Consider the following 26,775-nt stretch of genomic DNA (forward strand, 5'->3'; position numbering starts at 1 on the left):
AACCAACAGCTTATACATCTGATTTTAATGGCATAGATACCAATTCAGGAGCATCCCGCCAGTCTGTTACAAGTGTATCGACCTACGCTGAACAAGAGGATACTGAGGGTAAAACATTCAGCCTGGATTTTGATTTGTAAATTTTTGAGGCTAAACTTCTAAGACAATAAAATTGCCTAAACCAACTACCTCTAAATCCTTTCTTATTTTGTAGAGCTTGGGGTAGCAACTCGCTCGTTAAGTTGGAGAAGTTGTTGGTTTAATTGCCTTTGTCGTTGAAGTAAAATCTCTAAATCTTCCTTTGTAGCTAAATCTGCTCTGTTAGCAGGAAGAACTTGATTTAGCTGATTTAAGCACGTATTCAAACCAGCCGCAAACTCATTGCGTATCAGCGGGCGCGAACCTCGATAAGTGTTATCAGGATACCCAGATAGGCAACCTGTCTTGTGAATTGGGGTGCGCCCGTTGCTTGATGTTTGTGACAAAGTTTTTGATGGATAGGCAATAATTGTTGCCAGTACCAAGGTAGTTGTCACAGTGGCAAATGGAACCAAGCCAGCAATTGATCGCATCCTAAACATTGGTCGCAGATCCCAGCTATTTACCTTATCTGTAATCTTCACTAAAATTAGCTTTCTAGAATCGGCAATTTCTAATCAAGATCGGTGTTTCGAGAAACCGAAATTAATCGTCTGGTTCTAAAAGCTTGCCGAGAGCTTCAACAGACTGCCGCCAGCCAGCTTCCATACCGCTTTTCACCATGCCGTCACGGTCTGACTGGCTCATTGCTGTGCTGTGTGTCCGAATTTGGGTTGTCTGTTCGTCAATGGCAACAAACTCAGCTTTTTCCAACATGACATGACCACGTTCCGGCATTCCCAAAAATTCAAATGTCTGGACAATGCGTTCATGGGGGGCGACTTCATGAAAACATCCTCTAAACTCATACTCGTTACCATCTTCTGATTGTTCAGCAATGTGCCAACTGCCGCCGTCTTGACAATCAAAGTGATATACTTTCATTTTGTTACCGCGACACCACCAACTGGCAAACAGTTTCTCTTGGGTATATGCTTCAAATACCTTTTCTAAGGCAGCCTTGATTGTAACCGTACCGAAGATATTTTGTGAATTTTCTGGAACTGTAACTGTAAGATGTGCCATACCTGAATCCTCCTACTTTTTCATTTGTCTTCTAGTAGTTTTTCCAGAGCATCAAAGCGCTCACTCCAGATTTTTTCATACTCGCTCAGATACGCTGCCGCCACTCTGATAGTTTTCGGCTGAATCTGAAGCACTTTCTCCTTACCAGTTCGACGCTTAGTAATGAGTCCAGCTTTCTCCAACACACTGACGTGCTTGGCGATCGCTGCTAAGGACATCGCATAAGATTGTGCTAAGGAGCTAATAGTATGTTCTGCTGTTGAAACTCGCTGGAGTATGTCTCGCCGCGTCACATCAGCCAGAGCCGCAAAAATTTGATCGAGGATCAGATTTGATTCAACCATTTGGTTGAATGATAACCAAGGCTACAGTTTGTGTCAAGTGTTCTTTTGGAGTTTATAGTATTTGTGTACTAGAATAAATCCACTTTTAGGTTTAAGATAATGTGCGGCATTTTGAACCACCAATGTCCACGCCCTTAAATACTACTCAAGCACAAGTAAATGCCACCCCGCACTACGAAAGCATCACAGGGGTAGTCGAACGCCTGACGTTTCATTCCGAAGAATCAGGCTACACCGTAGCGCGTTTAAAAAGTTCGCGTTCTACGGATCTCACCACAATCGTCGGCAGTTTTGCTAATATCCAACCAGGGCAAACACTTCAGCTAACGGGCTTCTGGCGAGAACATCCGCAATATGGCCCACAATTCCAAGTCACCAATTACAAAGAAACTAAACCAGCAACACTTACAGGAATTGAGAAATACTTGGGTAGTGGACTGATCAAAGGAGTCGGGCCGGTCAGTGCCAAACGCATTGTTGCACATTTCGGGCTAGAAACACTCGACATCATCGAGAACCAGATTGACCGACTAATCGAAGTTCAAGGCATTGCAAAAAAGCGGATCAAGCTAATCAAAAATGCTTGGGAGACACAGAAAGCCATTAAAGAGGTGATGGTGTTTCTCCAAACCCACGGCGTTTCAACAACTTATGCAGTGAAGATTTACAAGCAGTACCAGGACAATGCGATCGCCACAGTTACTTCTAACCCATACCAACTAGCAACGGATATTTACGGGATTGGCTTCCTGAGTGCCGACAAGATTGCGCGGAACTTAGGCGTACCAACGGACTCCTCTTTTAGATATTGTGCTGGTATCATCCACGCATTGAGTGAAGCAGCCGAAGATGGCCACTGTTACCTACCACAGCCAGAACTGATCGAGAAAGTCGCAAAATTGCTAACAACAGATGACCATCAGCCGACAGAGTTAGCGATCGCTGACATTATTAAACAGATGGGGGCAAAAGAAGAATTAATCAGAGAAATCGTGCAGGGCAATGATGGAGAGAAACTGCTACTGTGCTTTAAACCAACGTTCTTCCACACGGAGACGAATTTAGCACAAATGATATCCCGACGCTTAAGCCAGCCGATAGTACAGGATATGCCTCGTGTTCGAGCTTGGATAGAGCGTTTTACAACTAGTCGCAAAATTCAACTATCGCCACAACAGCAGCAAGCGGTAGAGAAGGCGGCTTATTCTCCAGTTATGGTTCTCACTGGTGGGCCGGGAGTTGGCAAGACCTTCACTACACATACCATCGTCAGTTTGTGGAAAGCAATGGGGAAATCCATTGCCTTGGCTGCGCCAACAGGCAGAGCAGCACAGCGATTAGCCGAGATGACGGGATTAGAAGCGAAAACCATACACCGCCTGCTGGAATTCGATCCAAAGACAATGGGCTTCAAGCGCGACCATGAAAATCCGTTGCCACACAACGCAATTATCGCTGATGAAGCATCGATGCTGGATCTCTTCCTGGCACATTCACTGGTGAAAGCCGTAGCCGAAGGAGCGCAACTATTATTAGTAGGTGATATTGACCAACTACCATCAGTTGGCCCTGGGAAAGTGCTGGCTGACCTAATTAATTCGCTTCAAGTACCAGTAGTACGGTTAACGCAAGTATTTCGCCAAGCCCAGCAGAGCGCAATTGTCATCGCCGCACACCAAATTAACCAGGGCGATTATCCAACTCTGGAGCCGATTAGCGACAAGCCCGTGTCAGATTGCTTGTGGCATGGTGGAGGTTATCAGCCAGAGCATGGGGTACAGGCAATTTGTGAATTGATTACTGATTTCATACTTCGGTTGGGTTTTAATCCTTTATATGATGATGTACAAGTGCTTTGCCCAATGTCACGAGGTTTAGTGGGAACTCGCAACTTGAATGCCGTGTTGCAACAGCTAATCAATCCCTTTGCGTCGGGAAAGGTAGAGATTAACCGAGGGGGGATGATTCTGCGGGAGGGCGATCGCGTCATCCAGCAGATGAATGACTACGACCGGGAAGTATTCAATGGGGACTTGGGAACCATCCTGAGTATCGACACGGAAGAACAGGAGGTCACTGTTGAGTATAGCGGACGACCTGTGGTTTACGACTATGGGGATTTGAATGAAATTACGCTAGCGTGGAGTATGAGTATACATAAAAGCCAGGGCAGTGAATACCCTGTAGCCATACTTCCACTGTATATGCAGCATTTTATAATGTTATCACGTAACTTGTTTTATACAGGGCTGACTCGTGCTAAAAAGTTGGCGATCGTAATTGGCTCAAACAAAGCGATATCTCTAGCTGTGCGGACTACAAACGATCGGCAGCGTTACACAAGGTTGTGGCAGAGGCTAATATTACCAACAATGTCAGTAAATATTTAATATTTATAAGGTACCTTATTAGCTCGACTTTATCCAAAATTAAGAACTCGGTTTTCTTAATCCGGCAAAAACTCTGGCTTTTTGGCAAATACTTTTTCCACATCACATATTATCGATGAAGCTAAAAAAGTAAAACTACTGCCCCATAAAGGTTTCAGCTTAGGTTTTCACGTTGCTACAAAAATGGATAAAGTCGAGATTAGGAAATATACAGAATCTTAATTAATAACCCAATGAAATATAATTTTAATTCCAAGATAAATTAATTAAAATTAAGTAGGTAGTGATGTGAAATAAATAAATTAAATACGCCATGAATAAAAAGTGGGCAGTCAAGCGGATTACGATTAATCTTGCGACTAGTGAAATGGAAAAGTTACAAGAATATTGTCAAAAAACAGGAAGACCCGCAACAGATGTCATCCGGGAGCTGATTCGTTCCTTAGAAACAAACTTCTCTATCGATCTAGCTGAAAATGCTATTCAACCAGAAAAATTGACTACCCACTATGGGAAGTTGTTAAATTGCCTTAAGTAGACTCTTGTAAATCCAAAAATTGCTGCACTAGTTGTTGAATGACTTCATCGTAAGTGTAACCAGTTTGCTGACAGTAATTGTCGATAATTTGGGCTTCATCAAAGTCTAAATATAACTCAACGGTGTTTTGAAGCAATAACGAAGACTGGGGCAAATTGCTATTAACAGGTATCATCATTGTACTAAGCTGCTAAATTCGAGAATGCTGAGAAAGAACAACTATTGAAAAAGTGCAACAGCACCAATAAAAGAGAACAAAATTTTATTCTCAATCCCAAGTTGTCAGTGTTGTGTGTTTGAAAATAAGTTCTCTAAACCTGTATTGAAAAATTCACTGTTATTTTTATTGTTAGAAAACTTTACATAGCTAAATAACTAATTGAGATTTTTCTCTTAACATAGAATAAGTAATATTAGTGTAATACTCAACTGAAAAACCTGATATTAATAGTGAAGTTAAGTGTTGGGCAAAATAGCTTAACTTTACGATTAAATGAAGTTGCTGATTTTAAGCCTCAAGCCAGCTGCATAGAAAACTAAAAGGAAAATCATAGATAAATATCTATAATACTGGCGAGATACTGCTTGTAAGTAAAAATAATAGAGAAATGAGAGAAATAACGATAAAGAAGCGATGGCTGCGCCAACGCACAAGAGCGAACGCACTGCAAATGTGCGGATGAATGAAGATAGCTCGTTAACAAGTACCGCACAAACACGGATTGATTCAATGGTAAGTTTCGGTAAAACTGCATTGTACAAGTTGTGAAGGCACATTTATGGTTGATATTGCAATGCTGCATATCCGTGAAAATAAGCAGATAAATTTTGAACCAATAGAAACAACAGTAGCCGCGACAGAAGAAGAGTCAGTAATATTAGCTGAAAAACTTACCCAAGTTGCAATTCCTTTAGAGGTTTTATTACAAGCTCTAAATATAGCAAAATACGATAAAGCAGCAGCTTTTCGCTATGCCGATAACTATTTAAACAAAGGTAAAAAGCTAAAAATGGTATTAATAAAATCCTTGTCCGCTGTCGAGAAAAGGAGCTTCAATAAAAATATTAAAAATACTTACCGTAATTTCTTAATGAAGCATTGTGATTATTATAGGTAGCCAGGATATTTAGCTAACAATGGCTAATTACATCTAGCCAAAGCATTAATAATTTTTCATCAAAAAATATGTAATTATTAGGAGAACTTAAATGAGACAGTTTAATCATAATCAAGAAAACCAAGAAAGCTTTATTTATACTCGGTATCGTTATTACGGAAGGGTTAAGCCGGAAAACCTAGCATTTAATGCTAATTTACAAGAATTCTCGCAAAAAGTTGCCTATATTGTTAATCTTGAAACAAATGGAAAGCTACCTCCTGAGGACGCTTTTAACCAAATTCAAGAACTTTGGGAGCAGTTAACACGTAGTAAAGATGGACTAATGATTGGGATAGATAACAAGTATTAGACAGATATTAAAATATTCAGCTACTTGCTTTTTTATTTTGAGCTTGCCGTAAAATCTGAGATTGATATTTCTGAATTTTCTCTAAAATCTCTTTGCGTTGTGGATGCCCTTTTAGAGATTTACTAATAGCAGCAAATTCGTCTAATATAATTACTCTTGGCTGCTCACTAGGATTGTTTGCGGCTGGGTCTTGGGAGTTCATGCTTTCTTCTTTTAAGGATGTTATTTCAGTAAAGTTAATAAAGATATTTTACTGATTATGTATTCGCTTGTTTTCACTCCAAATAACAAAACCAATACCTAAAATTACACTCAACCCTACTATAAATGCTGAAGCTCGACCACCAGTTATCAACAGCATAACTAAAAAGCCAAGCCCAACATAAGCTGTTAGCTTAAGCAGAAGAGCAAATTTATTTTTAACCTCAAAAATTTTCATAATTACCCAACCCAAGGACGACTACCAGCCCGATGAAGTTCTACAGCAATGTCAAATGCTGCGAACTTGTGCGGACATGAAATTACTTCTGGGAAATCTTTTTTAGTGTTGGGATTGACCCGGAAATGAGGGTTTGCGATTAAAGCTAATTGCCTAAAATAATATTTGATTAACTCAGGTTTCTGCATGGTTATACCTCAAAATATGCGATCGCCCTTCCATTGACCCACCGCAGCCGCGTCAAAGAACGCCACTACCCAACCCCGGAAACAACCGTCTCCAAACAGACCCTTTGCGACCTTCATCAGCAACCTCAAACACGCTACTCAAACCCTGACGATGGGCTTGCGTTTCCAGGGTATTGATGTCGTGAACCATCTGAGCTAATTCAGGGTTTTCGCTAATCAGTTCATCTTCTAAATCCAACTCTTGCTGTAACAGTTGAGCATTCCGACGCAAGAAGCGCCGCCGATCGTGCCGGCGGCGGATTTGTTCTTCTGTGAGCAGCAGTTCTTCTTCAAAGTTCAGGTCGTCGTACATTTGTCCTCCTCAATCAATCCAAAGTATTCGGCTGATATCTCCATCAGGTAGGTAAGAGCTAGACAGTTGCCGTAGTGGGTGTAGATTTGGGCTAAAGCTTTCAAAACTTCGGGCAAATTTTCGGGTGTGACTTGTTGGAACCGCGCAGCCAAGTGGTATACTGAGTGTTCGTTTTCGGGTTCCACAACTGGTACATCTTCTGCCCAGATTATGAGTTGGCGTCTGTTTAGCTCTGCCAAGCTTTCTGCATTGATAGTATCAACAATTGAGTCGGGTAGACAGCGAATTAAACAAGTCGGAAGTCGGAAGTCGGAAGTCGGAAGTCGGAAGTATAGTTTTGTAATGGGGATTTAGACCCCACCACAAAACTGACCGGTTATAGAACCGGGGGACTTAAACCCACCAAATTTGGTTAATAATTTAACTACCAAACTATACCCCCATATAAAAGCTCAAAACCAAGTTGTAAACGCTTGATATATTCTTCAGTATTTCGATTGCCCCACACTGGGTTAGTTCTACTTTTAATCCAGTTATTTGGAGAATGTGCAACTTCGTGGTGACATTTTTCGCATAGTGGGAACCAGTTAATTCCAAACTTATCGTTTTTGGTGTACTCGGTATGGTGCATTTGGGTGGCTTCTGCTCTTAAACAGCAACAACATTTACTATGGGCTTGTCGATGTTGTTTGTGAGCGATCGCCACCTTCTTCTTATACTTTTTGATATCACCATACCGCGCATTCCAGCCTAATTGTCTGAATCGGGAAAGCCGAGATTTTCTAGCAGTAAAGTCACTCCCTTCTCGTTGAGTTCTTGTCCTGTTAGTTCTTGCCATTTTTGCTTGATTTCTTGATCGCTTGGTTTGCGCCCTAGTTGTTGAAGCCACAGCTTAATTTCTTCATACCAATCAATATCAACACCTATCGAATTATCGGCACTGCTTTCATCTAGGGGCTGTTGTTTTTGCTCCATACCCTGAATATCAAATTCAGGAATTAGAGCGATGAATGGATTACCACGAGTTGGAATCACCAGCGCATACCTAACACCAGCCTTGTCCAACAACTCGCAAGCTTGGCGTAACATTTCCAAAACGTCTTTCTTCAGATTCACGAAATCTTGGGGATGCTCCAGAATGTAAGCAGATGTCTGACCCAGAGCCAAAAAGCAGACGTTTTTCAGTGAGGGACGGCTAAATCCAGTTTCCCCTGAAAGTGGGGACTGACCCATGAACACGCCATGTCCTTTAAGTCCAGCGGTAAATTTGATGATGTAGTTCCAAAATCCTTGCAGGTCTTTGGCAGTGTCAGGAGTGACCATTCCCGGTAGCCCTTTGCCACCACCGTAGACACTATCTACTTCATCCTGCAACAAGAATAATTCTGGTACGCCAACACAAGAACCACCAACAACAGCGACTCGCTTTTTTTGCTGATCGATCTGCTGTGTGGCAAAAGTAATCCAATTCGATAATTTCTCCATGCCATCAAACTTCTTGGTGAATCGACACAGCCACCGCGTCACTTCATCCTTTGGATCGCTCCCCAGTACAATTGCTGGTAACTGGGATTTAGCTGCAATCTTATTGACGATTACACCAGCCAAAGTAGATTTACCAGATTGTGTCCCGCCACTAATATAAAAATGGTGGTTAGCACGTTTAGTCATATCGTGGTTGACCGCAGCATCGCATAATTCATCAAGCCATGCAGCATCCAACCGAATATACTCAGGATACTGTTGTGCGATCGCCCTTAAAACTTGCAATGCGCCAGGATTGACTACCTGTTGCACGACATCTTCATCAATGTCGGCAATCTCTGGGTTAGGGATACCAGGACGTGGAGGTAATTGTTGTGCTGGTGGTGAGGGAAGAGTTACCAAACCTTGCAACTGATATTCAGCTATCCACCTGGGGCGCTCAGCAACAGGGAGACGATTCACATATTCTGCGACTCGCCGCTTGGCAGCGATCGCTGTAGTCACATAATTGTATGCTGCCTGACCTTGCAAATGTTGTTTGAGTGCTTTGAGGTCAGCTTCTAGCAAAGACTTGTAAACTTTTTCCTTACTTTCGCTGATTTGAGCGGATACTCCAAACAAGCCAGCACTGAGTGTCCCAGCGCCGAGTAAGATTCCGGTTGTTACTCGGTCAGTATTTAAGAAAAAAGGAGCAGACAGACATAAGACTGCACTCGCCCCTAAACCGCATAAGATAGTCCGTTCTGCATGAATTACACTACTGGCAGTTAGTCGTTCGAGTTCAAAGCTCATAATTTATCGCACCCCTAACGCAACACCAGCACAAACTAAAGTTAGAAAGGCAAGCAGAAATATTACCCCAGGCATCAAGCCGATGGTGAAAGTCTTGCGGTTAAATCCAAAACCTTTAACAACTAATCCACCAAAGTTGAATAACCCCAGAAATATACAACAAATCGAGATTATGCCGATAAACCAAAGAACATACCTACTGACTGGGCTGGCAACGGATAAATAACCCATTAGCATTGATAGCCCAACTCCACACACTGCATATCCAATGAAAGATAATTTTAGTTGCATATTTTAAGGAAGGTTTGGTTTTTTACCTTGTTTGATTGGGCAACCACGAGCAATAATGAATTGTTCTGAATTTTTCAGTTGATAACACAGATTATCGTACAGACCATAACAATAATTATTGAGGTCTGTGACTTGGTTAGAGCGCGTATTCAAGCCAGGAATAACGTGATTAATCACTAAGTAAAATTCGTGAGTCATAGTCAAAATCGGAATGAATCTCCCACTTCATCAAATGCTTTTTCGTAACCCCCAAGTTGCCGTTGTTGTTCAACAGAACCGAAAGCATGACGGATCACCGCCTCCCCATGTAGTGCCCTAGTTCGCTGCAAATCTTCCTCAACCTTCATGGCTTCTTGCGAATATGCCAATTGATTTTTATACATCTCTGCCAAAGACTGCAACTGCTTGAGCTTGTGGCGGGAGAACTTTGTATGTAGCCACTTCTGTGCTTTCAAATTGCCAGCCACTTCTGCTTGATCCAGAACCTGCTGTGCTGTAGTGTAAGCGGGTAATGTGTAGCGTTCGCGGATAGATGAAGGTAAATCACTTTCAATTTGGGTAGCATCCCCAACTCTTAAATCCGTTGATACTACTCCATCACCTTTACTACCAAATAAACCAGGAAGCCATTTACCTAACATTCTTTTCTCCTCTCTAACTACTAATTAAAGAATTCAGAAGCCAGAAGTCAGGAGCCAGAATAAAGAATTGTAGTACTGAATGAACAGGCTATAAAATATTGAATTTTCACTTTTCAAATCTACCTATTCAGTTCTCCTGAATTCTGACCCCTAACTCCTGACTCCTGTGTATAACTCTCCTGAACTTGTTGAACTTGTGAGCTGATATATCGGGTTATGCCATATATCCCTATGAATGAAAACATCAACACACTTATTGCTGCGATCGCAGTTTGAGCGATCATTCCCCTCTGCATCAATTCCTCAATCTGTCTATTGGAGTGCGATCGCGCTTTTGATTCATCAATAAGTTGCTGGACGACTAAGAACTCTTCTGTTGTCAGGTTTTCGAGTGTTAAGCCGGACAGGTTCAACTCGCCGTCCTTCTTCAGGTGAATATTGAATTGTTTGTGACGAGTTTGAGTTTGTTCTTGTTGTTGCTCCATGTATAGCCACGCCCAATACGAGAATTAATAGCAGCAGATTTAGTACTGCTGCTAATCCAATCAATTTATTCGGTCGCATCTGCATTGCTAGCAGAGAGATAGAACGATGCAATCTCCTGACCGAAACGAAAAAAGGCTTCTGGCTCCCCCTTGTAATCTCTGGCGTACTCCGCGATTTCTGCAAGATATTCGTTGGTTACACCATCTAAATCTTCAATAGTTTTTTGCGCCTCCCTATGGGCAAACTCTCTGACCCCTTGGCTAATGCCAGTGCTGAAAGCAGAAATTTCTTCTAACTTCTGTTTTGCTTGGTTGGCAAGAGCGATTTTGTAATCGTCCATACTCTCTTGCGCTTTCTTGGTTTTGGCTTTTGCTCTTTTAGCTGCTTTCCCATTCCTGCCATTAGTAGTAGCAAGTGTACCAGATTGTCCGCGCTCAAGAATTATTTGATCGGCGACAGACATAGCATCATCATCAGCTAATGCATCCCAATCAAGACCGCGCTTTTTTAACTCTGCCAATAACTCTTCATCTGACAGATTAATATCATTACCTTGCAATAAAGAACGTAAAACTTCCATCATTGACTCCTAGTTACGAATGTTCTGATTTTCCGGAAATCTAAATCTGGTCTGAGAAACTAATTTGACAATCCACTTTTGAATTTCATAACTTGTGTAAACTCTATCAACGCTAAAAGGGCATTTTATCTCCTGCCCCCAACGGTAAATAGTTGCTATAGAAGGATGTGGCTTTAATCGCTGGAGCGCAAGTCGTAACTCATCACCTTTACAAACTAACTTAGGAAGATTATCCAGAAAGAAACGATAGCGATTTACATCAGCGATTCTAATAGCTTTATAAGGATTGCGTTTCCTTAATTCCCCATAAGCCTTGACTTGCGACATAAAAGAGATATCGTTTTCGTCTTTGATGTTCAAGCGCTTTTTAACTCTTTGCCAAGTCCGGTCACATACCTTTGTGCCAAGCGATCTCTGGTACTCCAACCTCAATTTAGATGCCATTTCCTCCTCTTTTGCGACAAACAAGATTTTTTTTCTTAATCGCTTCTATCCCTTGGTCAATCAGGAATAGGACTCGCCGTGAGAACCTCTAATTGGATTTAATGATGAGAATTTTATTGGTCATAACCCCAAAACCCCTTTAATGCCATAAAATTTTGGTTAGTTTCGGCGACAAATTCTCATGGCTTGTCGCTTCATACATATAAAAATACCCGCTTTTGTTGGGCGGGTCATTACTTGATTAACTAATAGTTAATAAATAGGAGTTAGGAGTTAGAATTCAGTAATCAGAATGGTATTAGAGGTGGATTCAGACCTGCACTTTTCTTGTTGACCATACTTCCAACTTGTTTTGTTACCACCAACTTTTCTTATTTTGTGGATTGCTAGAATATCGGTTATTCATCTGTTCTTTGGTTAGAAGACCCAACTTACTTCTTTCTGACTTCTGACTTCTGACTTCTGACTTCTGGCTCGTGACTTCTGACTCCTATTTCGACAATTAAGCAACAAAATTTCGTTTAAGTTCATAGAGCCGAGCTATTAAAACAAACTTAAGCATATTCCGTGTTCTCTCAGGCATCTGAGGAAATTTAATGCCGGGCCCCCATTTGATCTGCACTGTTTTGAACGGTACATCCAATTCTCTTGAAAGAATTGAACAGTACTCTTTGAAAATTCCGCGTTCGCTCTCAAGGCATTCTACTGACTCCAGAGACATTCCAGTATAAGCAGATTTAATTTGTCTACAAAAAGTTAATGGAGATATATCTGGAATGCGCGTTTTTGGTAACATCTATAAATCCTCCAAGGTTTGTTGGGGGTAGTGCTTCGGCATGAGCGATCGCAGTCTTAACGCTACGGCGATCGCTTAATAAATTTATCGAAATAGAATTCAGCAATCAGGAGCCAGGAACTAGAAGTCAGAATACGATTCTGTGTTCCGACCGAAAAAGCTCATTTTTGACCCTCAGTAAAAAAAAACATATTTAGTGGTCAACTTTCCCATCTGTGGGGCTGAATTCTCTCTGCCTAATTCTGACTCCTGATTACTGACTCCTATTTTATTACCATACTGTACCATACGAAAATTTGCATCTATGACGTAAACTACCGTACCATCAGAAAACTAATTGCTCTGCCGAATATGCCGAAACCAGGATTTAAAACCATAACAGTTCCTGATTGGATTATTGAGGAAATTAAGAGACAGCCTGACTATAAAGGGAATCAAGCTGCCACTTTGGGGGCACTCGTTAGGGATGGTGTTGCGGCTCGTGGCGGGGAATTAGAAAACCCAGCCATATTCCTTGCAAAAGTACTGAATCACTTACCTAATTGGGAGCGGCGCGAATCCTGGGAGTTAGCGCTGACTATTTTAAGTTGGTTGCAAGAAACAGAGCGTCCTTCTAGTTAGGGCTTGCTGATATTACAGAGGTTTTCAATTGTATGATTTTGCTTTTACGCGAGCGCGCGACCCCGGAGCAACTTGAACTTATGCTGCAACAGCACAAGTTCTACATCAAAGCCGCAGTGGATATCGAGCGTCGGGTGCTGGTTGGTGGTGGTAGTCTACACGCTGATTGTGAAGAAAAATTGCTAGATGACGGCAGTAGACAACAAGATATTTGGGCTGCCAGTTTTATGCCAATAACTGGAAAAATTATTTATGAGTCGATGGTTAATCTTCGTCCCCGGCAAAATCGTTCAATGGAACTTTTAGACCCTAAAATTAGAGAAAGGGTAGCTCAACTGATTAACGAGTTCCTAGGAAATTTATGATCGAAGTGACACCAAAGCAAGAAATTTTTATGCAAGATGATGTGACTACACGTTTACGTCGTCTAGCTACACACTTGTCACAAATTCAATCTTTGTGGACTCAAGGCTCATCAAAGGATTTAATACTGGCTTTGGTTGATGAAAGCCGATACTTTATTGAGTGGACTGTACCAGATATGGTAAAGGCAGATGATATTGATCGAGCCTGTGAATTAGTTGATTTAGTTCGTCTTCTGACTCGTTGGCTATTCCATTGGGACGATATCTGGACTGATGCTGAACAAAAGCAATCTGCATCTGCTCAAATTTCGTATTGGTTAGAGCGAGTTTTAGAAATATCACGTACAGAACCGGAATCATTGACCGCATGACCCGCTCAGTGACGGGTAGTTTCCGCAGGCTCTTTTTGTTGTATGTGAGTTGGTTTTTGTTTGGTTTTGAGCGGAGTCACATATGCTACTGCACCAACTCCAATCATTCCACCGCCTATGATATACATAATATTTTTAGTCAAGTATTGAGAGCCAATGTATCCAAAGGTGATTGCTAAAACTATTGTGACGATCATTTGAGGTACTTTCATATCTAAACTGCCGTCGCTTGCTTATTAAATAAAGGAACGAGTAATTGCTACTGTGTGCAATTGATACTGTACTATTCATTAGTTTGTCGCTGAGGCTTTTCACCAAAAGAGGCACTAGCAACAAAGCTGGAAAACCCAATAAGCGTCCAGCCCAAGCAGATATGTTTTCGTATCTGCCATTCATATTGCTTGCTCTGGGAAACTGATTTTGTGTTCGCCTCAATAATCTCTAAGCCCCAACAAGAAAGTGTGCCTATACCAAACAAGCAACTACTGGCAATAGAGGCAATCCCTATTGTGTTTAGAATCCGATCGCTAAAATTCGGATTTCTTACAAGAGGCTTCGGTTGACGGCGAGTATGAACTAGGGCTAATTCATCTGTACCTAGACGTTTTATATGCTCTTGTTGAATCAGAGGGTAAGCAATTTGTTGGTTATTAGTCATTTGTCGTTACTAGTATGTAGTTTTAATTGCATCTATATCAGTGAACGTATGATAAGCCTCCGTTATAGGTTGCACTACATTCCACAGAGGGGTATCAAATTTTCTTTGGTAATAATTTAATTCCTGAATGCTGAATTCTTCTTCACAAAGCCTTCTTTTGCTTCATCAGCACGCCCGCCACCACCGATACTCCCCCTCTCCCCGATAGTTCAGAATCCGCAGCGCCTCTATTTATTGCATCGGAGAAACGTTTACTTTTGAGTCATCTGCTCCACACCATCAATTGCATTCAAGATTTCTCCTAAAATATTGGTTGCATCGTTTAAAACAACATCATCCGAAGTAGTAAAGTACTCGGAGGATTGGATTTGGCGATAATCCTGGCTACTTCCCACAAGCCGCAAAGTATATCATAACCCTGCAATATAGCCCGAATTTTTGATGTAGTTAGTCTCATTTTCATAGCTTATCTTCCTAAAATTTGTCCTGATGAATACTGAAACTTGCTCCAACCAAGGCAGTACCCAAAAAGGCGGAAAAACTCACCAGCATGACTCCCAAGCAAATATTTTTCTGCTGTTGCCAACCAGAGATGATTATGTTGGGATTAGCATTTGTCTCAATAATCTCCATACCCCAACAACCTATTGCTCCTACTCCTGAAAAAGCGGTGAAGAGTAACGATACAATTGCAAATATTTCTATAGTGCGGTCGATGAAAATCCTGGGGCTAAATCTTTTTCGAGTCCGACGAAGAATTAACTTATTTTGATTAGTTGAAGGCGTGGATGATTGGTAAACTATCTTTGGAGTTTTCATATCTCTTGCGTGGATTGATTGAAGAATCTACCTATTTATTAAGGCATTAAATCTATACAAAAGCGGTAGATTAATTAAAAATCTACCGCTTTTGTATCTGAAGTTTCTATTTTTTACTTAGCCAAGAACTAATTTTCTTGCATACTCTTGTGCTTCATCTGGGGATAAAGATTGAAAATTTTTAATTAGCGTTGCCGCACGAGTTCCTCGCGCACTAAGAAGCAGGCAATAGCAATGAGGTTCAGGCAGTGCGGGGTTTTTCATCTCTGCTATCCACAACCAACATGATTCTTCGCCTTCTTCAAATTCACGGCCATAATCGTAATGTAGTTTTTCTGCATTAGGCATTGTTTTTTGCTCCTACTTTTACCAAAAGTTTATATCTGCACCTTTACAATCACAAATGCCGCCAGAAGTTCTTGCTGATAGCCTTGAGACTGACTACTTTGGGTTCTGCTGTCGCTTCAGGGGCATGGCCAGCAGCCACCGCAGCAACTCGTGGTGCAGGTGTCGCTAATAGGGAATTGAGTAATTCCATTTGATAATCAACATCTTCTACTGAGCGATATACCCTGTATGGTTCGATTTGCATACCTAAAGGTGTTGTTACAATCTTTAGATATTGATTTAGGGCATTGATATAGGCAACTGAAAAATTTCTCTGCTCTACATAAGGACGAATAATCTCTAGCAATTCAATCGCTCTGTTAATTTCAGAAACTTCACAATTACTATCGATTTGTGACTGGCTTCTTCTGTAGCCTTTCATTATCTTTTCGGCTACCAGATTGTTGAATTTGCTAACGGCTCTCTGATGATTACCTAATGTGTGGACTTTAGTCTGCGCCTGATAACCGATTCTGCCCCACTGCACTGTTAAATTACCATCTTCGACAATGGCCGACCAGAATTTATTGCTGTTTCGGATAGTATCAACAAAGACTAAATAGATTTCCATGTTTTTAAATCCAATTAACTCGCAAGCTTTTGGGCATTGCCCCATCTAATTTGATGTTGTAGTGCTTCAAGTAATGTTTCAGCTTCGTCTGCCGTTAGTCCTTCTAGGACAGAGCAGACATTGGATAAATCTTTGGGAATAAAATCAGAGCGAAATCTCACGAACAATGCTTCTTTCAAAGCATCAGTTAGTGTATATCCACCAGAGTTACTCTTTTGCTCTTGTATGAAAACAAAGTGAGCTAAAGTCATTCGCAGTAACAGTTTGGTTCCTCTGTCTAACTTCTCTAGATAAGCACCATAATTATCAACCAGTTCGTTAATTTTTTCAGTTTGCCCGTAATAAGTCACTAAATCTGTTGTCATGTTTATTTGCCTTATTAACTATTAAAAAACTGCTGATATTACTAAAACAGCGATCGCCCTCCATAGGACGACCGCTATCAGCATCAGTTCATGTTGCGAAACTTAGCAGTACGCAAAGATTGAGTTTTCGCTGCGACAACAGGACTACTAGCTCTTCGGGCAGTGCTAGCCCACGCCTGCATTCGCTCAACTGCCGCCGCATCTTGGATCGCAAGCGGGGTAATGGTTTGACAGCAAGCTTCTAGGTCAGCAAGCGTTACCTGCTGCGGTCTATCCTCATCGAATGCCAGCAGTGCAGCTTCCGAAGCAAGGGTTTCCAGTTCTGCTCCTGAAAACTTTGCGGTGTTGGCAGCGATCGCTTCGAGATATTCGGATTCCAGGTAAATGCCAAAGCGTTGCAGATGAATACTTAGGATTTGTACTCGCTCTGGCTCAGATGGTAAATCGACGAAAAAGTTTTCATCGAATCTTCCCTTCCTCTTTAGCTCACTTGGCAGCGCAGAGGGGTCATTACAAGTTGCCACGACAAACACACCACACTGAGATTCCGACATAAACGTAAGAATATTGCCCAGAATCCTCTGTGAGACTCCACTAGTATCACCAGTCCCCGAAAGTGCTTTTTCTATCTCGTCCACCCATAAGACGCAGGGTGCGATCGCAGAGGCAGTTTTCAAAGCACGTCTGACATTCCCCTCAGACTCACCTACCAGACTGCCTAAGAGGGACGCAATGTCTAGCTGGAGTAGTGGTAAATTGAGAATGTTAGCAATATTCTTGGCTAGTAAAGTTTTTCCAGTACCGGGCGGCCCTGCAAGCAACACACCTTTTGGTTGAGGCAGGTGTAGCTCACGCGCGTCTTGTGTGAACAGCCGCCGCCGCCTCATCAGCCACTCGCGCAGAAGATCCAAACCGCCGAACGGGATTATCGCAGGTTTACCCAACTCGATACCCATTTGAGACAGTAGCCGAGTTTTGTACTCGACGGCTTTGGGGATGAAATCAGCACCGACAACGACACCACCATTAGTTAAGTTTTCTTTGACACTTAAGCGCAGAAAATCACTGATTTCTTCTAAAGTTAAACCCAGTGCTGCACGAGAAAGGGTTTCTTTTTGTGCATGTTCTAAGGAAATAGTAAAAGTCAGTTCCTGTTCAATAGCTGACTGTTGTAAGTCATGCAAGTAAGAATTGAGATGAAGTAGTATTTGGTCAATACTCGGTAAAGGGACTTCGCAATAAGGAATCAATCTGACTAGGGATTCGTGTAGTTGTATGTTCTGACCCAACAAGACAATGCGTTTATCTGTGGGTTTTAACCTGTAGTAAAGGTTTTTGACCTTGCTTAAAATCTCCCATGATAATTGTGGTGAGTTCTTAGCAATAAAGGGGTGAATATCTCCAAGGATAAATACACCATTTCCACTAAAGTTAGCAATGTAGTCGAATACGAATAGTAGTGGATCGGACTGTAGAGGTCTTTTGTACTCTGCAACTGGCTTAAACACCAATCCCCCATCTGCTGCAATTAAACATTGCTCCAGGGTTGATACCCCCAGATTCCAGAAGAACACTGGACATAAAAGCTTATTGTTAGCTTCAGTAGTCAGCCATTGAATAATCGTTGCTTCGTCGGGCGACAGAACATCAAGTGCTGCAATAGGGATTTGTGAATCGAGTGTAGAGAGCAGATTATATAGTTTCATTGTTTTTGAATTTGATAAGGAACTGGAGATAATTCGTCGTGTGTGTTTACGACTTTTACGATCGCCTCATAGGCTTCGGCATTGCCGTCAAAAACTTCTGCCATACCATTGCTCTCAGGCTGGGCGATCGCGCTGACAATAGCATTGAGTAGTACACACAAGCCTTCAATGTTGCCTTTGATAACTACGGGTTGCCTTAATTTTTGTTGGGCGTAAATGTGAATAAACGGGTATTCTTTGTGCAGTTCTGGCATAATTTAGCGGTAGGGGATTTGAATCAGTGAATAGTAAACAGTTATCAGTTACCACCGGAATTCTCTTAATTGGTCACTGATAACTGGTCACTGGTAACTGTTCACTGATTTAATTACTGACGCAAACGTATTTGACTGCTATTAGTAGTCCGAAGCTGCGGTGCTGATTCTTCCTTGAAAGTGCGTGAGCCCTCCACAACTCCCAAAGCTTCTTCAAATGGCTGAGTAGCTGATAAACAAGTTAGCCCTTCAAAACCTTCTGCTTCTACTTTCACTTCACCTGTAGCTGAATCAAAATGAATCAAAACTGAACGTTCCATATTTATCTGCGTGCATATTGTTGTATTTCTTGATGTCCAGCAAAAGTCAGCCGTAGAGTTTGTACAGTTCCGTTGGTTGATTGTGCGATCGCGCATTCCCCAAATTTCTCTTGTAATTTAAGAGCTTTAGCTCTCACCATGTGTTGTCCGTATGCAAGCATTAGTTTATTGCTGAAAAAGTCTTTGCCCAACTTTGGAACTGTCTCATAGCTGTCGTGTATTACCTCGTACGCGCCGCTTGATTGATTCCATTTGAAACCGATGTCTGCACGGGCTTTTATCGTGCGACCAGATACAATAATTTCAGCGCTTTGTCCTTGAGAACCACCGTAGTATCCTTTTAGTGATTGTGCTGTTTCATGTACTTGCGGATTCAGCTTCAAATCTTGTAAAGCTTGTACCAGGCATTCACGGTTAGCAAGCTTGGTTTTAACGGTTGAGAAGTGTGACATGAGAATTTTGTCCCTATATTAGGAGTGCGGTATTCTTTTTTGAAATGAATATTGCATTTTTCGTTAAGTACTTAGTCTTGGGCGAATGCACTCCGCCCAAGACTGTTTTTTACCTAAATTTGAATGACATAACGGTAGCTTTCGACAAGCCCACATCACCAGTTGCAAGCTGTTGCAGATTGCGCTGTTCATCTAGTAGCTTGGTGCGAATTTCTTGCATCTTTTGCTGCAAAAGGCTTTGCCCCTCACTACCAAGATTCTTCGACTCAATTGCCGGATCGTTAACAATCGAGTCAATGTGCGCCATCATCGCTTCTAAGTTACTACCAGCTTGGGGGTCAGCATTCGCTAGTAGTACCTGAACCTTCATTAGATGGCGTTCCATCTTCTTTTTAAATTGCACAGGCTTTCGTCCGGGTTCCCAGTCAGCCAACTCTTCAAGTAACTGTGCGGCGAGTTGTTCACCGCCAGCTACAGCCGCTTCCTTCAATCTTTGTTCCAAGTTTTGGTCGTACTGGTTGATGAACTGAGTGATTTGATTGAGGCAAAGAGCTTGTTGCTGCGACAGTTGTTCGGACAGTGCCGGGATAATCACTGGTCTTGATATTACCACTTGCAAACAGTCTTCCAATTCACCCAAAGTTGGGAATGCCTTCAGGAGATTAGTTTTTACTGATTCTTGCTTATCTTGTGGCAGTTCCCAAGTATTCAACGAGATGAAGTTTTCGATTCGCTGTTGATAATCTTCCAAGCCTTGCTCGTACTCATCTAGTAGTTTGGCGCGTAGTGTTGGTGCGATCGCATCTCTAATGTTGAGCAATTGACTCCACACTAGGGGTGCAAGGTCTATCGGACAAATCCAATCACCATTATCAGATGTCATCCATTCCTGAACAGATGCGATTTCTTGTCTGAGTTGACTTGCGGCTTCATTTAAAGCTTTGAATACTTTGATGCCACGTAGCCCAACCTCAGAATTCGTTACTTTGATGAGGTCGGATTCTGTGCCACTATCTTCAGCATGAAGTACATCTGCCCATTTTGGTGCTGCGCTTATGGTGCTGTTTTTAATTCGGATACTAAAGCGAATCCGGGTTTTATTTAATTTCGAGAAATTGATTGTTTCAACAGTTGCATTCTGCAAGAATGTTTCGTCTGGAGCAATTGTCTGTATCATTTTTTAGTACCTCAAATTTTCGCTTTCAATTAAGCGAAGCTTTTTATTAATCGGGTGAAACTTCGCTTGATAAAATTGGAATCACACTTAAACAACGACCCAATAAATACCTTCTTGCCGAACCATAAGACATTGTTTATTGATTCTGGTTGTTACCACTGCTTGATGAGTTTTGACTTGTTGAATATTTCTGATAGTTCGATAAACTATCTTTTGTGAATTTCCCCTCTGAACCTTAACAGGATATTTAACAACAGGTGGTTTGTGGATAGACATACTACAACAACCCCATCTGCACAACAGTTTGCTCTTTTGGCGGTTCGTAAGTTATTCCTTTTATCTCCTGACATCTAATCCCCAATTTTGTGGAATTAAAGGAAATCTCAGATGTCTTCCTTTGGTTTGGCAGGGGCGAAAATACATACTTGATATTTTTTCCACTACCATCACTTCGTACATATCTATAACGTGTACCCTCAATCATGTTTACTTTCGATTGGGTTAGGGTTTTTGGGTCATAAACAGGATTTAGTTCCATGACTTTTGCTCTAATTCCAAGTAAAAACCTGCGCCTGTATTTGCAACTTTAGCCAAGTTGCTATCCACTAATTTCTGAATTACGTCCCTACTAAAATTCAGTTGCGATAACTTAGCTCTTCCACCGCATCTCTGGAGATAGCGTAAGCAGGGATAATAAGAAGAAGCTGATTGAACACGTTTTTTTGACATACTTTTCTAGCTGAATACTTTGAGACACTGCGCTTTGCGCTTCAAATTCCCTTTACCATCATCACCATTGGTTGTAATAGTCGGCTGTTGAGAGCATTGGGAGCGATTACAAGTGAACTCCCAATGGTTAATTTGCGTTTTCTGCCGATGTTCTACTAGTACAATCTTGCCTTTGTAATTTGGGTCTTTTGCACTGATTAAATATGCATCACCCAAAGCATAAAACCCAGTGGCTACATAATGCCGTTTATCTAGCCCCATCAGTGCATTCCAAGCCTCTTGAAGCTGCTGTAGTTTACTCATTTGTTGTGTCCCAATTTTTTCCAATCATCCAATCCAAGCGCAGCATCAAAAACAATTCGCAATGGGCTACGCCCCGCTACGCTAACGCAATTCGCAGTTCGCAATTGAGTACAAGTAATTTTTTATTTTCTTTGCTAGACGCAACAGTTGTTATCTGTGCCATAATTTACCATTGAGTCGATTTTTCTCTACAGTTACACTTGATTTTGAGTAACTGTAGAGTTTTTCATACATCATCTGATCCTTTATTAAGCAGCAGCTTTTTCTTTAACTGGTTTAGATAACCTAGATGCACCGCTATTTGTGCGTTTGCGTTTAGACTTTGAAATCGCTGGATTGACTTTACCAAATGGAGTTTGAATCTTCAGATCGGCATTTAACTCTTCTTGCAGTAATACTAACTGAGTTAAATACCAATCAACTTCTTCCATGATTTCTGCTTCAACTTCTTTTGGTGAAAGCAGCGTAATCTGATGCGATTCGAGGTATTTCACGTCCTCAGAAAACCGAGAATTCATCACTAAATATCGATAGCCACTGCCACAGCTTTCAGCTAAGGCGCTATCAAGTGGTAGCACTTCAAAACCAATGATCTTACCTTGCTGCGTCCGTTGTCCTACGTTAAACTTTGGTTTTCCGTAGCCGATTGGTAGACTGATTGTTGGTTGCATTTTTGTTTCCTCTAATGAATAAAACGAGCAGAATTACTACAGATAAAAATGCTCGAAGATTTGATTTAACTTTGACTTCTCTTCATCTGGCAGTGCTTTAAAATTAAACTCTTTGGAGTCCCAAACTTCATCAACACTCGTGGACTCGTCAACAATGCTTGCAATCAAACAAGCCTCATCGTCGTAATCCCAACCGTTAGCCAAAAGCCACGGCAGAATTCCATTAGATTTGAGCAGCTTGGACAAGTCGAAATAGCCAGAAAACTGTTGTAAGTTCTCGACAGTTGGTTGAACAATCGTTGTGGTCATTCTTTTTATTGGTAGTAGTAAATTTACAGCACAGCAAGCTGTAGATAAGGCTGAAACAATTGATAGTAGAATTCGTTACAAGCCCTGCTTACAGCTAACTGATACATTCATACTTAAGACATACCTTTAAGCAAGCTTGTCAACTAATCTGCAATAATTGGTTTTTACCAAACTTTTGACTCAAAAGGCGGATTATTTCCGCCCTTTCTTGATTAGGATTTTCTGGTTAAAATACGATTTCATTCGCAGCCTTGGTTACAGCTATTGCTTGCTTACTGGTTTCTCGCCAGTCTGTTTGTTCATTATAGTTAGCCATAACTAACTCGCTTCCTATCCACACTCGACAGAACAACACGCTCTCGTCTGTCCCCGGCTGCGGTTGAATTGTAACTGGAGAATAAAGCTGTTGTGGTGTCAGTAGAGCGATCGCCGCTAACAACCCTTTTGCAAAGTGAGTATCATGACCAGACTCAAGGATGTATGTTCTGTCAGCGAGTATAGTAGCCAACAGTTTGTAAACTTCTTTCCCTCTGCGTTCACACTTCTCGAATTTGATTTCTCGCAGATATCCTGTTAAGGCAGTTTGGGCGATCGCACTTGGTTCACCATTACTGAGGGTGTACCACAGTGAACCGTTGTGGCGATTGCAGTAGATTTTGCAACTGCCAGCCTCAGAGTGCAATCCCAATTTCGGCTTATTGATTGCTGCAACTAACTGCTTGAGTAGTTCTTCTTGGCGCATTAAAGCAGCAAGTAATTCTGCATTATTTTCTTGAGAGGTCATTTGCTTATCCAATACATTTCACTGTCTCATTGGCGAAGCCGTTAATTTCAGATGTATCAAGTGCAGAGCAAATAAAACAGCGCTCTTGTTTGAACAAAAGCGCTTTTTCTTACTAATTATTTACAGTTACAGATTATTGATGTGAATTAAATCTTGCTAGCAAATCTTCACGAGATAATTCAAGAGATAGGGGAGTAAATTCTTCTGGTGTTAACTGCAACAAATTATCGACCACTCTTGAGAGTTCTTCATCCACAGAACCAAACCGGAATCTTAACAGGTTTTCTACGACTTGGCGTTGTCCTTCTAATCTTGCCTGTTGTTTAGTGGTATCTTCCCACTGCTGATAAGCTTGCGACAAATTCATAATCAGTTCCTGCTCATCCTCGGTTAAATTTTCTTGTTGAACTACAATGATCCGCAAATCAGTAATTAATTTCAGGGTATTTTGTCTTAATTGATTGCTTTCTGGTAGCCCTAACAATTCATTAACAGCAGTACGTTGTGTTTCGCCTCTACCCAAAATCCTTAGCCACAATGTTTCTTCTGTTATCGGTAGCTTATCAACTGCTACTATGGCAAGCCTAAAAATTTCAGGCAGAAAGTATATTCCAGTAGGCCAGTTCTCTAACTCTAATCTTGCGCCAAAATTGTTGAGTAGCTCATCTGAAGCTGATGGTACTACAATCCACGAACGCGGTAAATCATTTTCATCTAAAGTTTTACCTTCTGCTTGTGCCTGAGAATTTAAAGTGGAAAATACACTCAAAAGTTTGCGAAGACAGTTTCGGACATCTGTTTCATCAATTGGCTCACAATAAACTTCTATTGAACAATCACCCTGAGCAACTTTAGTGAGTAATCTAAGCGAGTGTTCTTCTGTTTGAGTTACTTCCTGCGGTAAAAACAGAACGATTCCTCGGCGTTCCTCATCAGTTAGTAAACCACTAACTGCTACAGTACCCAATGGTGAAAGTAGCTGTTCAAGGTAATGTTCAACAAATTGACTGTAGAATCTTTGGGTCATGTTTTAGCAAACTGCTAATCTGCGTCATCTCAATAAAATAATTTGCACCCATCCTGAACTATGTTTAAGAACTACTACCACCACGTAGTAACCTCAAAACTTCTTCTAACCCCGCGTTTAAATTCCGAATCTCAGATTTCATTTCTCGAATATCTGCTTTGACTTCACGCATATCAGATGCTAGTCCAGTAGCCAAGCTCAAGGTTCGAGCAACTGCTACTTGTGATGTGCCAATCGTTCCCGCTTGTATTTTTAGATTAGCCACGTCCTCTGTCAGTTCATTCAGGCGCAGGTAAATATCATCGAATCTGCTGTCGTCAGTCATCTGCTTACCTTTTTGAATTGGTTGGTCAATCACTTACTGTTTTTTTGTGTCTACTGAATATTTTAAGCTGTCAAAGATTGCCTTTTGGCATTGCTCCTAATTTTGTAACCCATGCTGATTGCTGGAAATCTCAGTGTAAGGTAATGTGTACTAATTCAGTAGTTGAAGTTGTGTTTATGACATTTGAAGAACTTAAAACAGGCGACTACTTCCGTATTCTAGGCATGACTATTGGTTACGTCTACAGAAAACCAGCGATGACTATTGCAGCTTGAACAATACTTTGCAGCCGATTCGCCGCCACACATCAGTTAAAAAGCTAACTGGGGATGAACTTATTGAACATTTGGCACAACAGACGACTGCTGCTGAACATAAGCCCAAACCCGTAGTTAGGTTAAAATCCCGACCTGTTCCCTCAAGAGAAAAAGCAGGCAGCACAAAATATGGCATTATCAACTAATTGGTAATCTCGTGTTACGGGCAAGTGTTTGTTCTTTCAATCCTTGCCTTTTTCACACAAAAACGAAATTAGTAGCCCCACATCTATCGACTAAAGCCTCACACAAATCAGTCGCCTTCACCCCAACAACCCCCGGCTGAATTTCACTAGTCAATCCATTGACGAGCGATTGAAAGTTGGGGTGGCTGTCGTTAATTTCTAGCTCTATCAAGTTTGGGGTTTGTGATGTGATTGTTGCCCAAGGGGGAAGATTTGGAGAAGCACTCGTCAAGTAAAGTTTCACTTTGCACCCTCTGATCAGTAGTAGTTTCTATAAACGGCTCGATACAGTCCATCGCTTCACCCAGATAATGCAGTACATCGCCCAAATGCGTTTTCATCTCTGGAGAGACATCATCACGATTTGCTAGTGCCAGCCATTGACTATCTTGAGCAATCGCTTGAAGTTGGATGTAGCAGAAGAGTGAATGTCTTGAGTATTTCACTCAGTTCCATTGTTCATGTTCCTTTGACAATTTCAGGAAAATCCGCAGGCTGTATTTGAAACTTGAACTAATTTGGGATCTAGCAAAGACTGAATAACTGTTATGTTCCATTGGTTGAATTTGGCACAAGTCGGAGTGACCAGTATCTGAGGCGATCGCCATAACAATTCGCAATTTCCAATTCGCTGCTTTTCGCAATTGAATTGAGGGTTTATCATGTAACAACCTTGTCTTTTTTGAGTTAGAAATGCTGTCTGAATAAGCTTTCTAGGTATTAAATTGTAAAAAGTTGTTTTTTGACAGACTCTAACTGCGAATTGCGAATTGCGAATTGCGAATTGCGAATTGGTATTACGCCGCTACAACTGGTCGCACTCCCAGATAAGCAATTGCCCTATCCGCAGTATCAGCCACTTGATTTCTTCCATACAGTCGTGGTCTTGAATACCAGCCTTCTGCATTGCACCCCACGAAGCCGACCAAACGGCCATCCTGAAAGATTTTGGTACTGAATGACAACCAATCAATCTCACCATGCGACAACCCATACTTACGACAGGCTTGTTCAAGTTCGTCAGATAATCGGTCGTTTCGCTGACGTGGGGTTTCTGGTTCAGCGATGGTTGGTTTAACTTGGGCTACTCGTGCGGCGAACCAATTTTTGTCGAAAGGCAATCTTCCGCCGCTCTTGATCTGCACCCATACAGTGATACCGCCTTCGATCCAGATAGTTTTGATTTGGTCGGGGGTGCTGTTGATGATGGTTGCGATGATTTGGCGATCGCGGTGGGTTAGTGGATCTTTGGCTGGGGCTACTGTCTCGGACTGGGTTACAAGAAGGTGATTTAGTTCTTCTTGTGCTACGGATTGCTCATCTACAGGGAGGGCTTGCTGTGTTAGTGTACTTTGCGTCATAATTAAAATCCTTTGTTGAAAGGGGAAAGGCGATCGCAGCAGTTGTCCAGACATGAGCGATCGCCTTTTGATTTGTGTACAAATTGACGTTGTGGTTTAGCACAACGCTTTCACAGAAATTTGGCGCAGCCTTACTAAAAAAATGCCCCGTGTCAATGACCGGAGCTTGCAACAGCAGCATCTCTTTTGATCCGGCGACAGTCGGATGAGAGCAGTTTCAAAGCGACTGTCGTACTACTGTGGCAATTTTTGATGATCGAATCCGTTTTCCCGATGTGTACCCTTCCCCTTCTCTGGT

The 26,775-nt window shown here is 41.6% G+C and carries 52 protein-coding genes; 10 read left to right on the forward strand and 42 right to left on the reverse strand.

Translation table 11 applies throughout. The annotated features are described in order from the left end of the window. Positions 1–203: 203 nt before the first annotated feature. From ACM0OY_RS13480 to ACM0OY_RS13490, 3 genes are all read right to left on the reverse strand, one after another. A complete protein-coding gene (locus ACM0OY_RS13480) occupies positions 204–623 on the reverse strand; it encodes an S-layer homology domain-containing protein (RefSeq protein WP_414569352.1) in 420 nt (139 codons plus the stop codon). A gap of 61 nt (positions 624–684) precedes the next feature. Beyond that, on the reverse strand, positions 685–1,164 hold the full coding sequence (locus tag ACM0OY_RS13485; RefSeq protein ID WP_414569353.1) for an SRPBCC domain-containing protein: 480 nt from the start codon (positions 1,162–1,164) through the stop codon (positions 685–687). A gap of 20 nt (positions 1,165–1,184) precedes the next feature. Beyond that, positions 1,185–1,508 (reverse strand): ArsR/SmtB family transcription factor, encoded by a 324-nt coding sequence (locus ACM0OY_RS13490; protein ID WP_414569354.1) that lies wholly within the window; start codon positions 1,506–1,508, stop codon positions 1,185–1,187. Positions 1,509–1,630: 122 nt separating this feature from the next. Between ACM0OY_RS13490 and ACM0OY_RS13495 the strand changes: the two genes are divergently transcribed. Beyond that, positions 1,631–3,898, forward strand: a complete 2,268-nt coding sequence (locus ACM0OY_RS13495; protein ID WP_414569355.1) for an ATP-dependent RecD-like DNA helicase — start codon at positions 1,631–1,633, stop codon at positions 3,896–3,898. A 313-nt stretch (positions 3,899–4,211) separates the two neighbouring features. Then, complete coding sequence (locus ACM0OY_RS13500; RefSeq protein WP_414569356.1) at positions 4,212–4,436, forward strand: ribbon-helix-helix protein, CopG family; 225 nt, start codon at positions 4,212–4,214, stop codon at positions 4,434–4,436. Here the strand turns inward: ACM0OY_RS13500 and ACM0OY_RS13505 are convergent. After that, a complete protein-coding gene (locus ACM0OY_RS13505; RefSeq protein WP_190952897.1) occupies positions 4,429–4,614 on the reverse strand; it encodes a hypothetical protein in 186 nt (61 codons plus the stop codon). The genes ACM0OY_RS13500 and ACM0OY_RS13505 overlap by 8 nt on opposite strands. A 456-nt stretch (positions 4,615–5,070) precedes the next feature. On the opposite strand from ACM0OY_RS13505, the gene ACM0OY_RS13510 reads away from it, so the two are divergent. From ACM0OY_RS13510 to ACM0OY_RS13520, 3 genes are all read left to right on the forward strand, one after another. Continuing rightward, positions 5,071–5,205, forward strand: coding sequence for a hypothetical protein (locus ACM0OY_RS13510; RefSeq protein WP_277927992.1), 135 nt, complete (start codon positions 5,071–5,073; stop codon positions 5,203–5,205). 10 nt (positions 5,206–5,215) lie between these two features. After that, positions 5,216–5,554 (forward strand): hypothetical protein, encoded by a 339-nt coding sequence (locus ACM0OY_RS13515; protein WP_414569357.1) that lies wholly within the window; start codon positions 5,216–5,218, stop codon positions 5,552–5,554. Positions 5,555–5,645: 91 nt separating this feature from the next. Further along, on the forward strand, positions 5,646–5,906 hold the full coding sequence (locus ACM0OY_RS13520) for a hypothetical protein (protein ID WP_414569358.1): 261 nt from the start codon (positions 5,646–5,648) through the stop codon (positions 5,904–5,906). Positions 5,907–5,922: 16 nt separating this feature from the next. Here ACM0OY_RS13520 and ACM0OY_RS13525 read toward each other — a convergent pair whose 3' ends face one another. The 14 genes from ACM0OY_RS13525 to ACM0OY_RS13590 all read right to left on the reverse strand — a co-directional run bounded on the left by ACM0OY_RS13525 (position 5,923) and on the right by ACM0OY_RS13590 (position 12,506). Then, on the reverse strand, positions 5,923–6,108 hold the full coding sequence (locus ACM0OY_RS13525; protein WP_414569359.1) for a hypothetical protein: 186 nt from the start codon (positions 6,106–6,108) through the stop codon (positions 5,923–5,925). Positions 6,109–6,156: 48 nt separating this feature from the next. After that, positions 6,157–6,345 carry a hypothetical protein gene (locus tag ACM0OY_RS13530; RefSeq protein WP_414569360.1) on the reverse strand — a complete coding sequence of 63 codons (189 nt, stop codon included), beginning with the start codon at positions 6,343–6,345 and terminating at the stop codon, positions 6,157–6,159. A 2-nt stretch (positions 6,346–6,347) separates the two neighbouring features. Further along, positions 6,348–6,533, reverse strand: a complete 186-nt coding sequence (locus tag ACM0OY_RS13535) for a hypothetical protein (protein ID WP_414569361.1) — start codon at positions 6,531–6,533, stop codon at positions 6,348–6,350. A gap of 52 nt (positions 6,534–6,585) precedes the next feature. Beyond that, positions 6,586–6,885, reverse strand: coding sequence for a hypothetical protein (locus tag ACM0OY_RS13540; protein WP_414569362.1), 300 nt, complete (start codon positions 6,883–6,885; stop codon positions 6,586–6,588). Then, positions 6,870–7,124, reverse strand: a complete 255-nt coding sequence (locus ACM0OY_RS13545; protein ID WP_414569363.1) for a hypothetical protein — start codon at positions 7,122–7,124, stop codon at positions 6,870–6,872. Before ACM0OY_RS13545 ends, ACM0OY_RS13540 begins: the two co-directional genes overlap by 16 nt. A 185-nt stretch (positions 7,125–7,309) precedes the next feature. Beyond that, positions 7,310–7,723: a hypothetical protein gene (locus ACM0OY_RS13550; RefSeq protein WP_414569364.1), complete on the reverse strand. Its 414-nt coding sequence runs from the start codon at positions 7,721–7,723 to the stop codon at positions 7,310–7,312. Continuing rightward, positions 7,636–9,162, reverse strand: a complete 1,527-nt coding sequence (locus ACM0OY_RS13555; RefSeq protein ID WP_414569365.1) for a hypothetical protein — start codon at positions 9,160–9,162, stop codon at positions 7,636–7,638. The genes ACM0OY_RS13550 and ACM0OY_RS13555 overlap by 88 nt, the downstream gene beginning before the upstream one ends. Positions 9,163–9,165: 3 nt before the next feature. Next, complete coding sequence (locus ACM0OY_RS13560; protein ID WP_414569366.1) at positions 9,166–9,453, reverse strand: hypothetical protein; 288 nt, start codon at positions 9,451–9,453, stop codon at positions 9,166–9,168. Positions 9,454–9,456: 3 nt separating this feature from the next. After that, the gene (locus ACM0OY_RS13565; protein ID WP_414569367.1) at positions 9,457–9,651 is read right to left on the reverse strand and encodes a hypothetical protein; all 195 of its coding nucleotides are present in this window, start codon (positions 9,649–9,651) and stop codon (positions 9,457–9,459) included. A 2-nt stretch (positions 9,652–9,653) separates the two neighbouring features. After that, the gene (locus ACM0OY_RS13570; RefSeq protein WP_414569368.1) at positions 9,654–10,094 is read right to left on the reverse strand and encodes a hypothetical protein; all 441 of its coding nucleotides are present in this window, start codon (positions 10,092–10,094) and stop codon (positions 9,654–9,656) included. A gap of 119 nt (positions 10,095–10,213) precedes the next feature. After that, the gene (locus ACM0OY_RS13575) at positions 10,214–10,579 is read right to left on the reverse strand and encodes a hypothetical protein (RefSeq protein ID WP_414569369.1); all 366 of its coding nucleotides are present in this window, start codon (positions 10,577–10,579) and stop codon (positions 10,214–10,216) included. A gap of 65 nt (positions 10,580–10,644) precedes the next feature. Continuing rightward, the gene (locus ACM0OY_RS13580; protein ID WP_414569370.1) at positions 10,645–11,163 is read right to left on the reverse strand and encodes a hypothetical protein; all 519 of its coding nucleotides are present in this window, start codon (positions 11,161–11,163) and stop codon (positions 10,645–10,647) included. Between the two features lie 6 nt (positions 11,164–11,169). Then, a complete protein-coding gene (locus ACM0OY_RS13585; protein WP_414569371.1) occupies positions 11,170–11,604 on the reverse strand; it encodes a hypothetical protein in 435 nt (144 codons plus the stop codon). Between the two features lie 746 nt (positions 11,605–12,350). Beyond that, the gene (locus ACM0OY_RS13590; RefSeq protein ID WP_414569372.1) at positions 12,351–12,506 is read right to left on the reverse strand and encodes a hypothetical protein; all 156 of its coding nucleotides are present in this window, start codon (positions 12,504–12,506) and stop codon (positions 12,351–12,353) included. 245 nt (positions 12,507–12,751) lie between these two features. Here ACM0OY_RS13590 and ACM0OY_RS13595 point away from each other — a divergent pair, with 245 nt between their 5' ends. The 3 genes from ACM0OY_RS13595 to ACM0OY_RS13605 are packed head-to-tail and all read left to right on the forward strand — an operon-like array spanning position 12,752 to position 13,757. After that, positions 12,752–13,021: a hypothetical protein gene (locus ACM0OY_RS13595; protein ID WP_414569373.1), complete on the forward strand. Its 270-nt coding sequence runs from the start codon at positions 12,752–12,754 to the stop codon at positions 13,019–13,021. A 32-nt stretch (positions 13,022–13,053) separates the two neighbouring features. Further along, complete coding sequence (locus ACM0OY_RS13600; protein ID WP_414569374.1) at positions 13,054–13,386, forward strand: DUF5674 family protein; 333 nt, start codon at positions 13,054–13,056, stop codon at positions 13,384–13,386. Next, a complete protein-coding gene (locus tag ACM0OY_RS13605; RefSeq protein WP_414569375.1) occupies positions 13,383–13,757 on the forward strand; it encodes a hypothetical protein in 375 nt (124 codons plus the stop codon). Before ACM0OY_RS13600 ends, ACM0OY_RS13605 begins: the two co-directional genes overlap by 4 nt. 5 nt (positions 13,758–13,762) lie before the next feature. On the opposite strand, the gene ACM0OY_RS13610 is transcribed toward ACM0OY_RS13605, so the two are convergent. The 21 genes from ACM0OY_RS13610 to ACM0OY_RS13710 all read right to left on the reverse strand — a co-directional run bounded on the left by ACM0OY_RS13610 (position 13,763) and on the right by ACM0OY_RS13710 (position 24,647). Continuing rightward, on the reverse strand, positions 13,763–13,954 hold the full coding sequence (locus ACM0OY_RS13610; RefSeq protein WP_414569376.1) for a hypothetical protein: 192 nt from the start codon (positions 13,952–13,954) through the stop codon (positions 13,763–13,765). A gap of 86 nt (positions 13,955–14,040) precedes the next feature. Beyond that, positions 14,041–14,415 (reverse strand): hypothetical protein, encoded by a 375-nt coding sequence (locus tag ACM0OY_RS13615; RefSeq protein ID WP_414569377.1) that lies wholly within the window; start codon positions 14,413–14,415, stop codon positions 14,041–14,043. 251 nt (positions 14,416–14,666) lie between these two features. Continuing rightward, complete coding sequence (locus ACM0OY_RS13620; protein ID WP_414569378.1) at positions 14,667–14,810, reverse strand: hypothetical protein; 144 nt, start codon at positions 14,808–14,810, stop codon at positions 14,667–14,669. A 79-nt stretch (positions 14,811–14,889) separates the two neighbouring features. Then, positions 14,890–15,234: a hypothetical protein gene (locus ACM0OY_RS13625; RefSeq protein WP_414569379.1), complete on the reverse strand. Its 345-nt coding sequence runs from the start codon at positions 15,232–15,234 to the stop codon at positions 14,890–14,892. A gap of 117 nt (positions 15,235–15,351) precedes the next feature. After that, positions 15,352–15,582: a hypothetical protein gene (locus ACM0OY_RS13630; RefSeq protein WP_414569380.1), complete on the reverse strand. Its 231-nt coding sequence runs from the start codon at positions 15,580–15,582 to the stop codon at positions 15,352–15,354. 49 nt (positions 15,583–15,631) lie between these two features. After that, positions 15,632–16,192, reverse strand: a complete 561-nt coding sequence (locus ACM0OY_RS13635) for a WGR domain-containing protein (RefSeq protein WP_414569381.1) — start codon at positions 16,190–16,192, stop codon at positions 15,632–15,634. Between the two features lie 14 nt (positions 16,193–16,206). Then, positions 16,207–16,557 (reverse strand): hypothetical protein, encoded by a 351-nt coding sequence (locus ACM0OY_RS13640; RefSeq protein ID WP_414569382.1) that lies wholly within the window; start codon positions 16,555–16,557, stop codon positions 16,207–16,209. An 83-nt stretch (positions 16,558–16,640) separates the two neighbouring features. Beyond that, a complete protein-coding gene (locus tag ACM0OY_RS13645; RefSeq protein ID WP_414569383.1) occupies positions 16,641–18,263 on the reverse strand; it encodes an AAA family ATPase in 1,623 nt (540 codons plus the stop codon). Then, positions 18,260–18,517, reverse strand: a complete 258-nt coding sequence (locus ACM0OY_RS13650; RefSeq protein WP_414569384.1) for a hypothetical protein — start codon at positions 18,515–18,517, stop codon at positions 18,260–18,262. Before ACM0OY_RS13650 ends, ACM0OY_RS13645 begins: the two co-directional genes overlap by 4 nt. A 113-nt stretch (positions 18,518–18,630) precedes the next feature. After that, positions 18,631–18,837, reverse strand: coding sequence for a DUF2997 domain-containing protein (locus ACM0OY_RS13655; RefSeq protein WP_414569385.1), 207 nt, complete (start codon positions 18,835–18,837; stop codon positions 18,631–18,633). A gap of 2 nt (positions 18,838–18,839) precedes the next feature. Further along, a complete protein-coding gene (locus ACM0OY_RS13660) occupies positions 18,840–19,289 on the reverse strand; it encodes a DUF1257 domain-containing protein (protein ID WP_414569386.1) in 450 nt (149 codons plus the stop codon). A 109-nt stretch (positions 19,290–19,398) separates the two neighbouring features. Further along, the gene (locus ACM0OY_RS13665; RefSeq protein WP_414569387.1) at positions 19,399–20,466 is read right to left on the reverse strand and encodes a hypothetical protein; all 1,068 of its coding nucleotides are present in this window, start codon (positions 20,464–20,466) and stop codon (positions 19,399–19,401) included. A gap of 87 nt (positions 20,467–20,553) precedes the next feature. Further along, complete coding sequence (locus ACM0OY_RS13670; RefSeq protein ID WP_414569388.1) at positions 20,554–20,742, reverse strand: hypothetical protein; 189 nt, start codon at positions 20,740–20,742, stop codon at positions 20,554–20,556. A gap of 1 nt (position 20,743) precedes the next feature. Then, the gene (locus tag ACM0OY_RS13675) at positions 20,744–21,004 is read right to left on the reverse strand and encodes a hypothetical protein (RefSeq protein WP_414569389.1); all 261 of its coding nucleotides are present in this window, start codon (positions 21,002–21,004) and stop codon (positions 20,744–20,746) included. After that, on the reverse strand, positions 20,995–21,195 hold the full coding sequence (locus ACM0OY_RS13680; RefSeq protein WP_414569390.1) for a hypothetical protein: 201 nt from the start codon (positions 21,193–21,195) through the stop codon (positions 20,995–20,997). Before ACM0OY_RS13680 ends, ACM0OY_RS13675 begins: the two co-directional genes overlap by 10 nt. A gap of 6 nt (positions 21,196–21,201) precedes the next feature. Next, on the reverse strand, positions 21,202–21,498 hold the full coding sequence (locus tag ACM0OY_RS13685; RefSeq protein WP_414569391.1) for a hypothetical protein: 297 nt from the start codon (positions 21,496–21,498) through the stop codon (positions 21,202–21,204). Between the two features lie 248 nt (positions 21,499–21,746). Then, on the reverse strand, positions 21,747–22,169 hold the full coding sequence (locus tag ACM0OY_RS13690; protein WP_414569392.1) for a hypothetical protein: 423 nt from the start codon (positions 22,167–22,169) through the stop codon (positions 21,747–21,749). 36 nt (positions 22,170–22,205) lie between these two features. Next, positions 22,206–22,478: a hypothetical protein gene (locus ACM0OY_RS13695; RefSeq protein WP_414569393.1), complete on the reverse strand. Its 273-nt coding sequence runs from the start codon at positions 22,476–22,478 to the stop codon at positions 22,206–22,208. Between the two features lie 226 nt (positions 22,479–22,704). Beyond that, positions 22,705–23,262 (reverse strand): hypothetical protein, encoded by a 558-nt coding sequence (locus ACM0OY_RS13700; protein WP_414569394.1) that lies wholly within the window; start codon positions 23,260–23,262, stop codon positions 22,705–22,707. 133 nt (positions 23,263–23,395) lie between these two features. Then, the gene (locus tag ACM0OY_RS13705; RefSeq protein WP_414569395.1) at positions 23,396–24,289 is read right to left on the reverse strand and encodes a hypothetical protein; all 894 of its coding nucleotides are present in this window, start codon (positions 24,287–24,289) and stop codon (positions 23,396–23,398) included. Positions 24,290–24,353: 64 nt separating this feature from the next. After that, complete coding sequence (locus ACM0OY_RS13710; protein ID WP_414569396.1) at positions 24,354–24,647, reverse strand: hypothetical protein; 294 nt, start codon at positions 24,645–24,647, stop codon at positions 24,354–24,356. 110 nt (positions 24,648–24,757) lie between these two features. Between ACM0OY_RS13710 and ACM0OY_RS13715 the strand changes: the two genes are divergently transcribed. Both ACM0OY_RS13715 and ACM0OY_RS13720 read left to right on the forward strand, forming a co-directional pair. Further along, positions 24,758–24,889 (forward strand): hypothetical protein, encoded by a 132-nt coding sequence (locus tag ACM0OY_RS13715; protein WP_414569397.1) that lies wholly within the window; start codon positions 24,758–24,760, stop codon positions 24,887–24,889. Continuing rightward, entirely contained in the window at positions 24,886–25,077 is a 192-nt protein-coding gene (locus ACM0OY_RS13720; protein WP_414569398.1) for a hypothetical protein, read from the forward strand. Before ACM0OY_RS13715 ends, ACM0OY_RS13720 begins: the two co-directional genes overlap by 4 nt. A 191-nt stretch (positions 25,078–25,268) precedes the next feature. On the opposite strand, the gene ACM0OY_RS13725 is transcribed toward ACM0OY_RS13720, so the two are convergent. From ACM0OY_RS13725 to ACM0OY_RS13735, 3 genes are all read right to left on the reverse strand, one after another. After that, positions 25,269–25,562: a hypothetical protein gene (locus ACM0OY_RS13725; protein ID WP_414569399.1), complete on the reverse strand. Its 294-nt coding sequence runs from the start codon at positions 25,560–25,562 to the stop codon at positions 25,269–25,271. Then, positions 25,563–25,787, reverse strand: a complete 225-nt coding sequence (locus ACM0OY_RS13730; RefSeq protein WP_414569400.1) for a hypothetical protein — start codon at positions 25,785–25,787, stop codon at positions 25,563–25,565. Between the two features lie 126 nt (positions 25,788–25,913). Further along, the gene (locus ACM0OY_RS13735) at positions 25,914–26,531 is read right to left on the reverse strand and encodes a hypothetical protein (RefSeq protein ID WP_414569401.1); all 618 of its coding nucleotides are present in this window, start codon (positions 26,529–26,531) and stop codon (positions 25,914–25,916) included. Positions 26,532–26,775: the final 244 nt, after the last annotated feature.

The sequence above is a fragment of the Nostoc sp. CCY 9925 genome (assembly GCF_963920935.1).
Lineage (GTDB): Bacteria > Cyanobacteriota > Cyanobacteriia > Cyanobacteriales > Nostocaceae > Nostoc.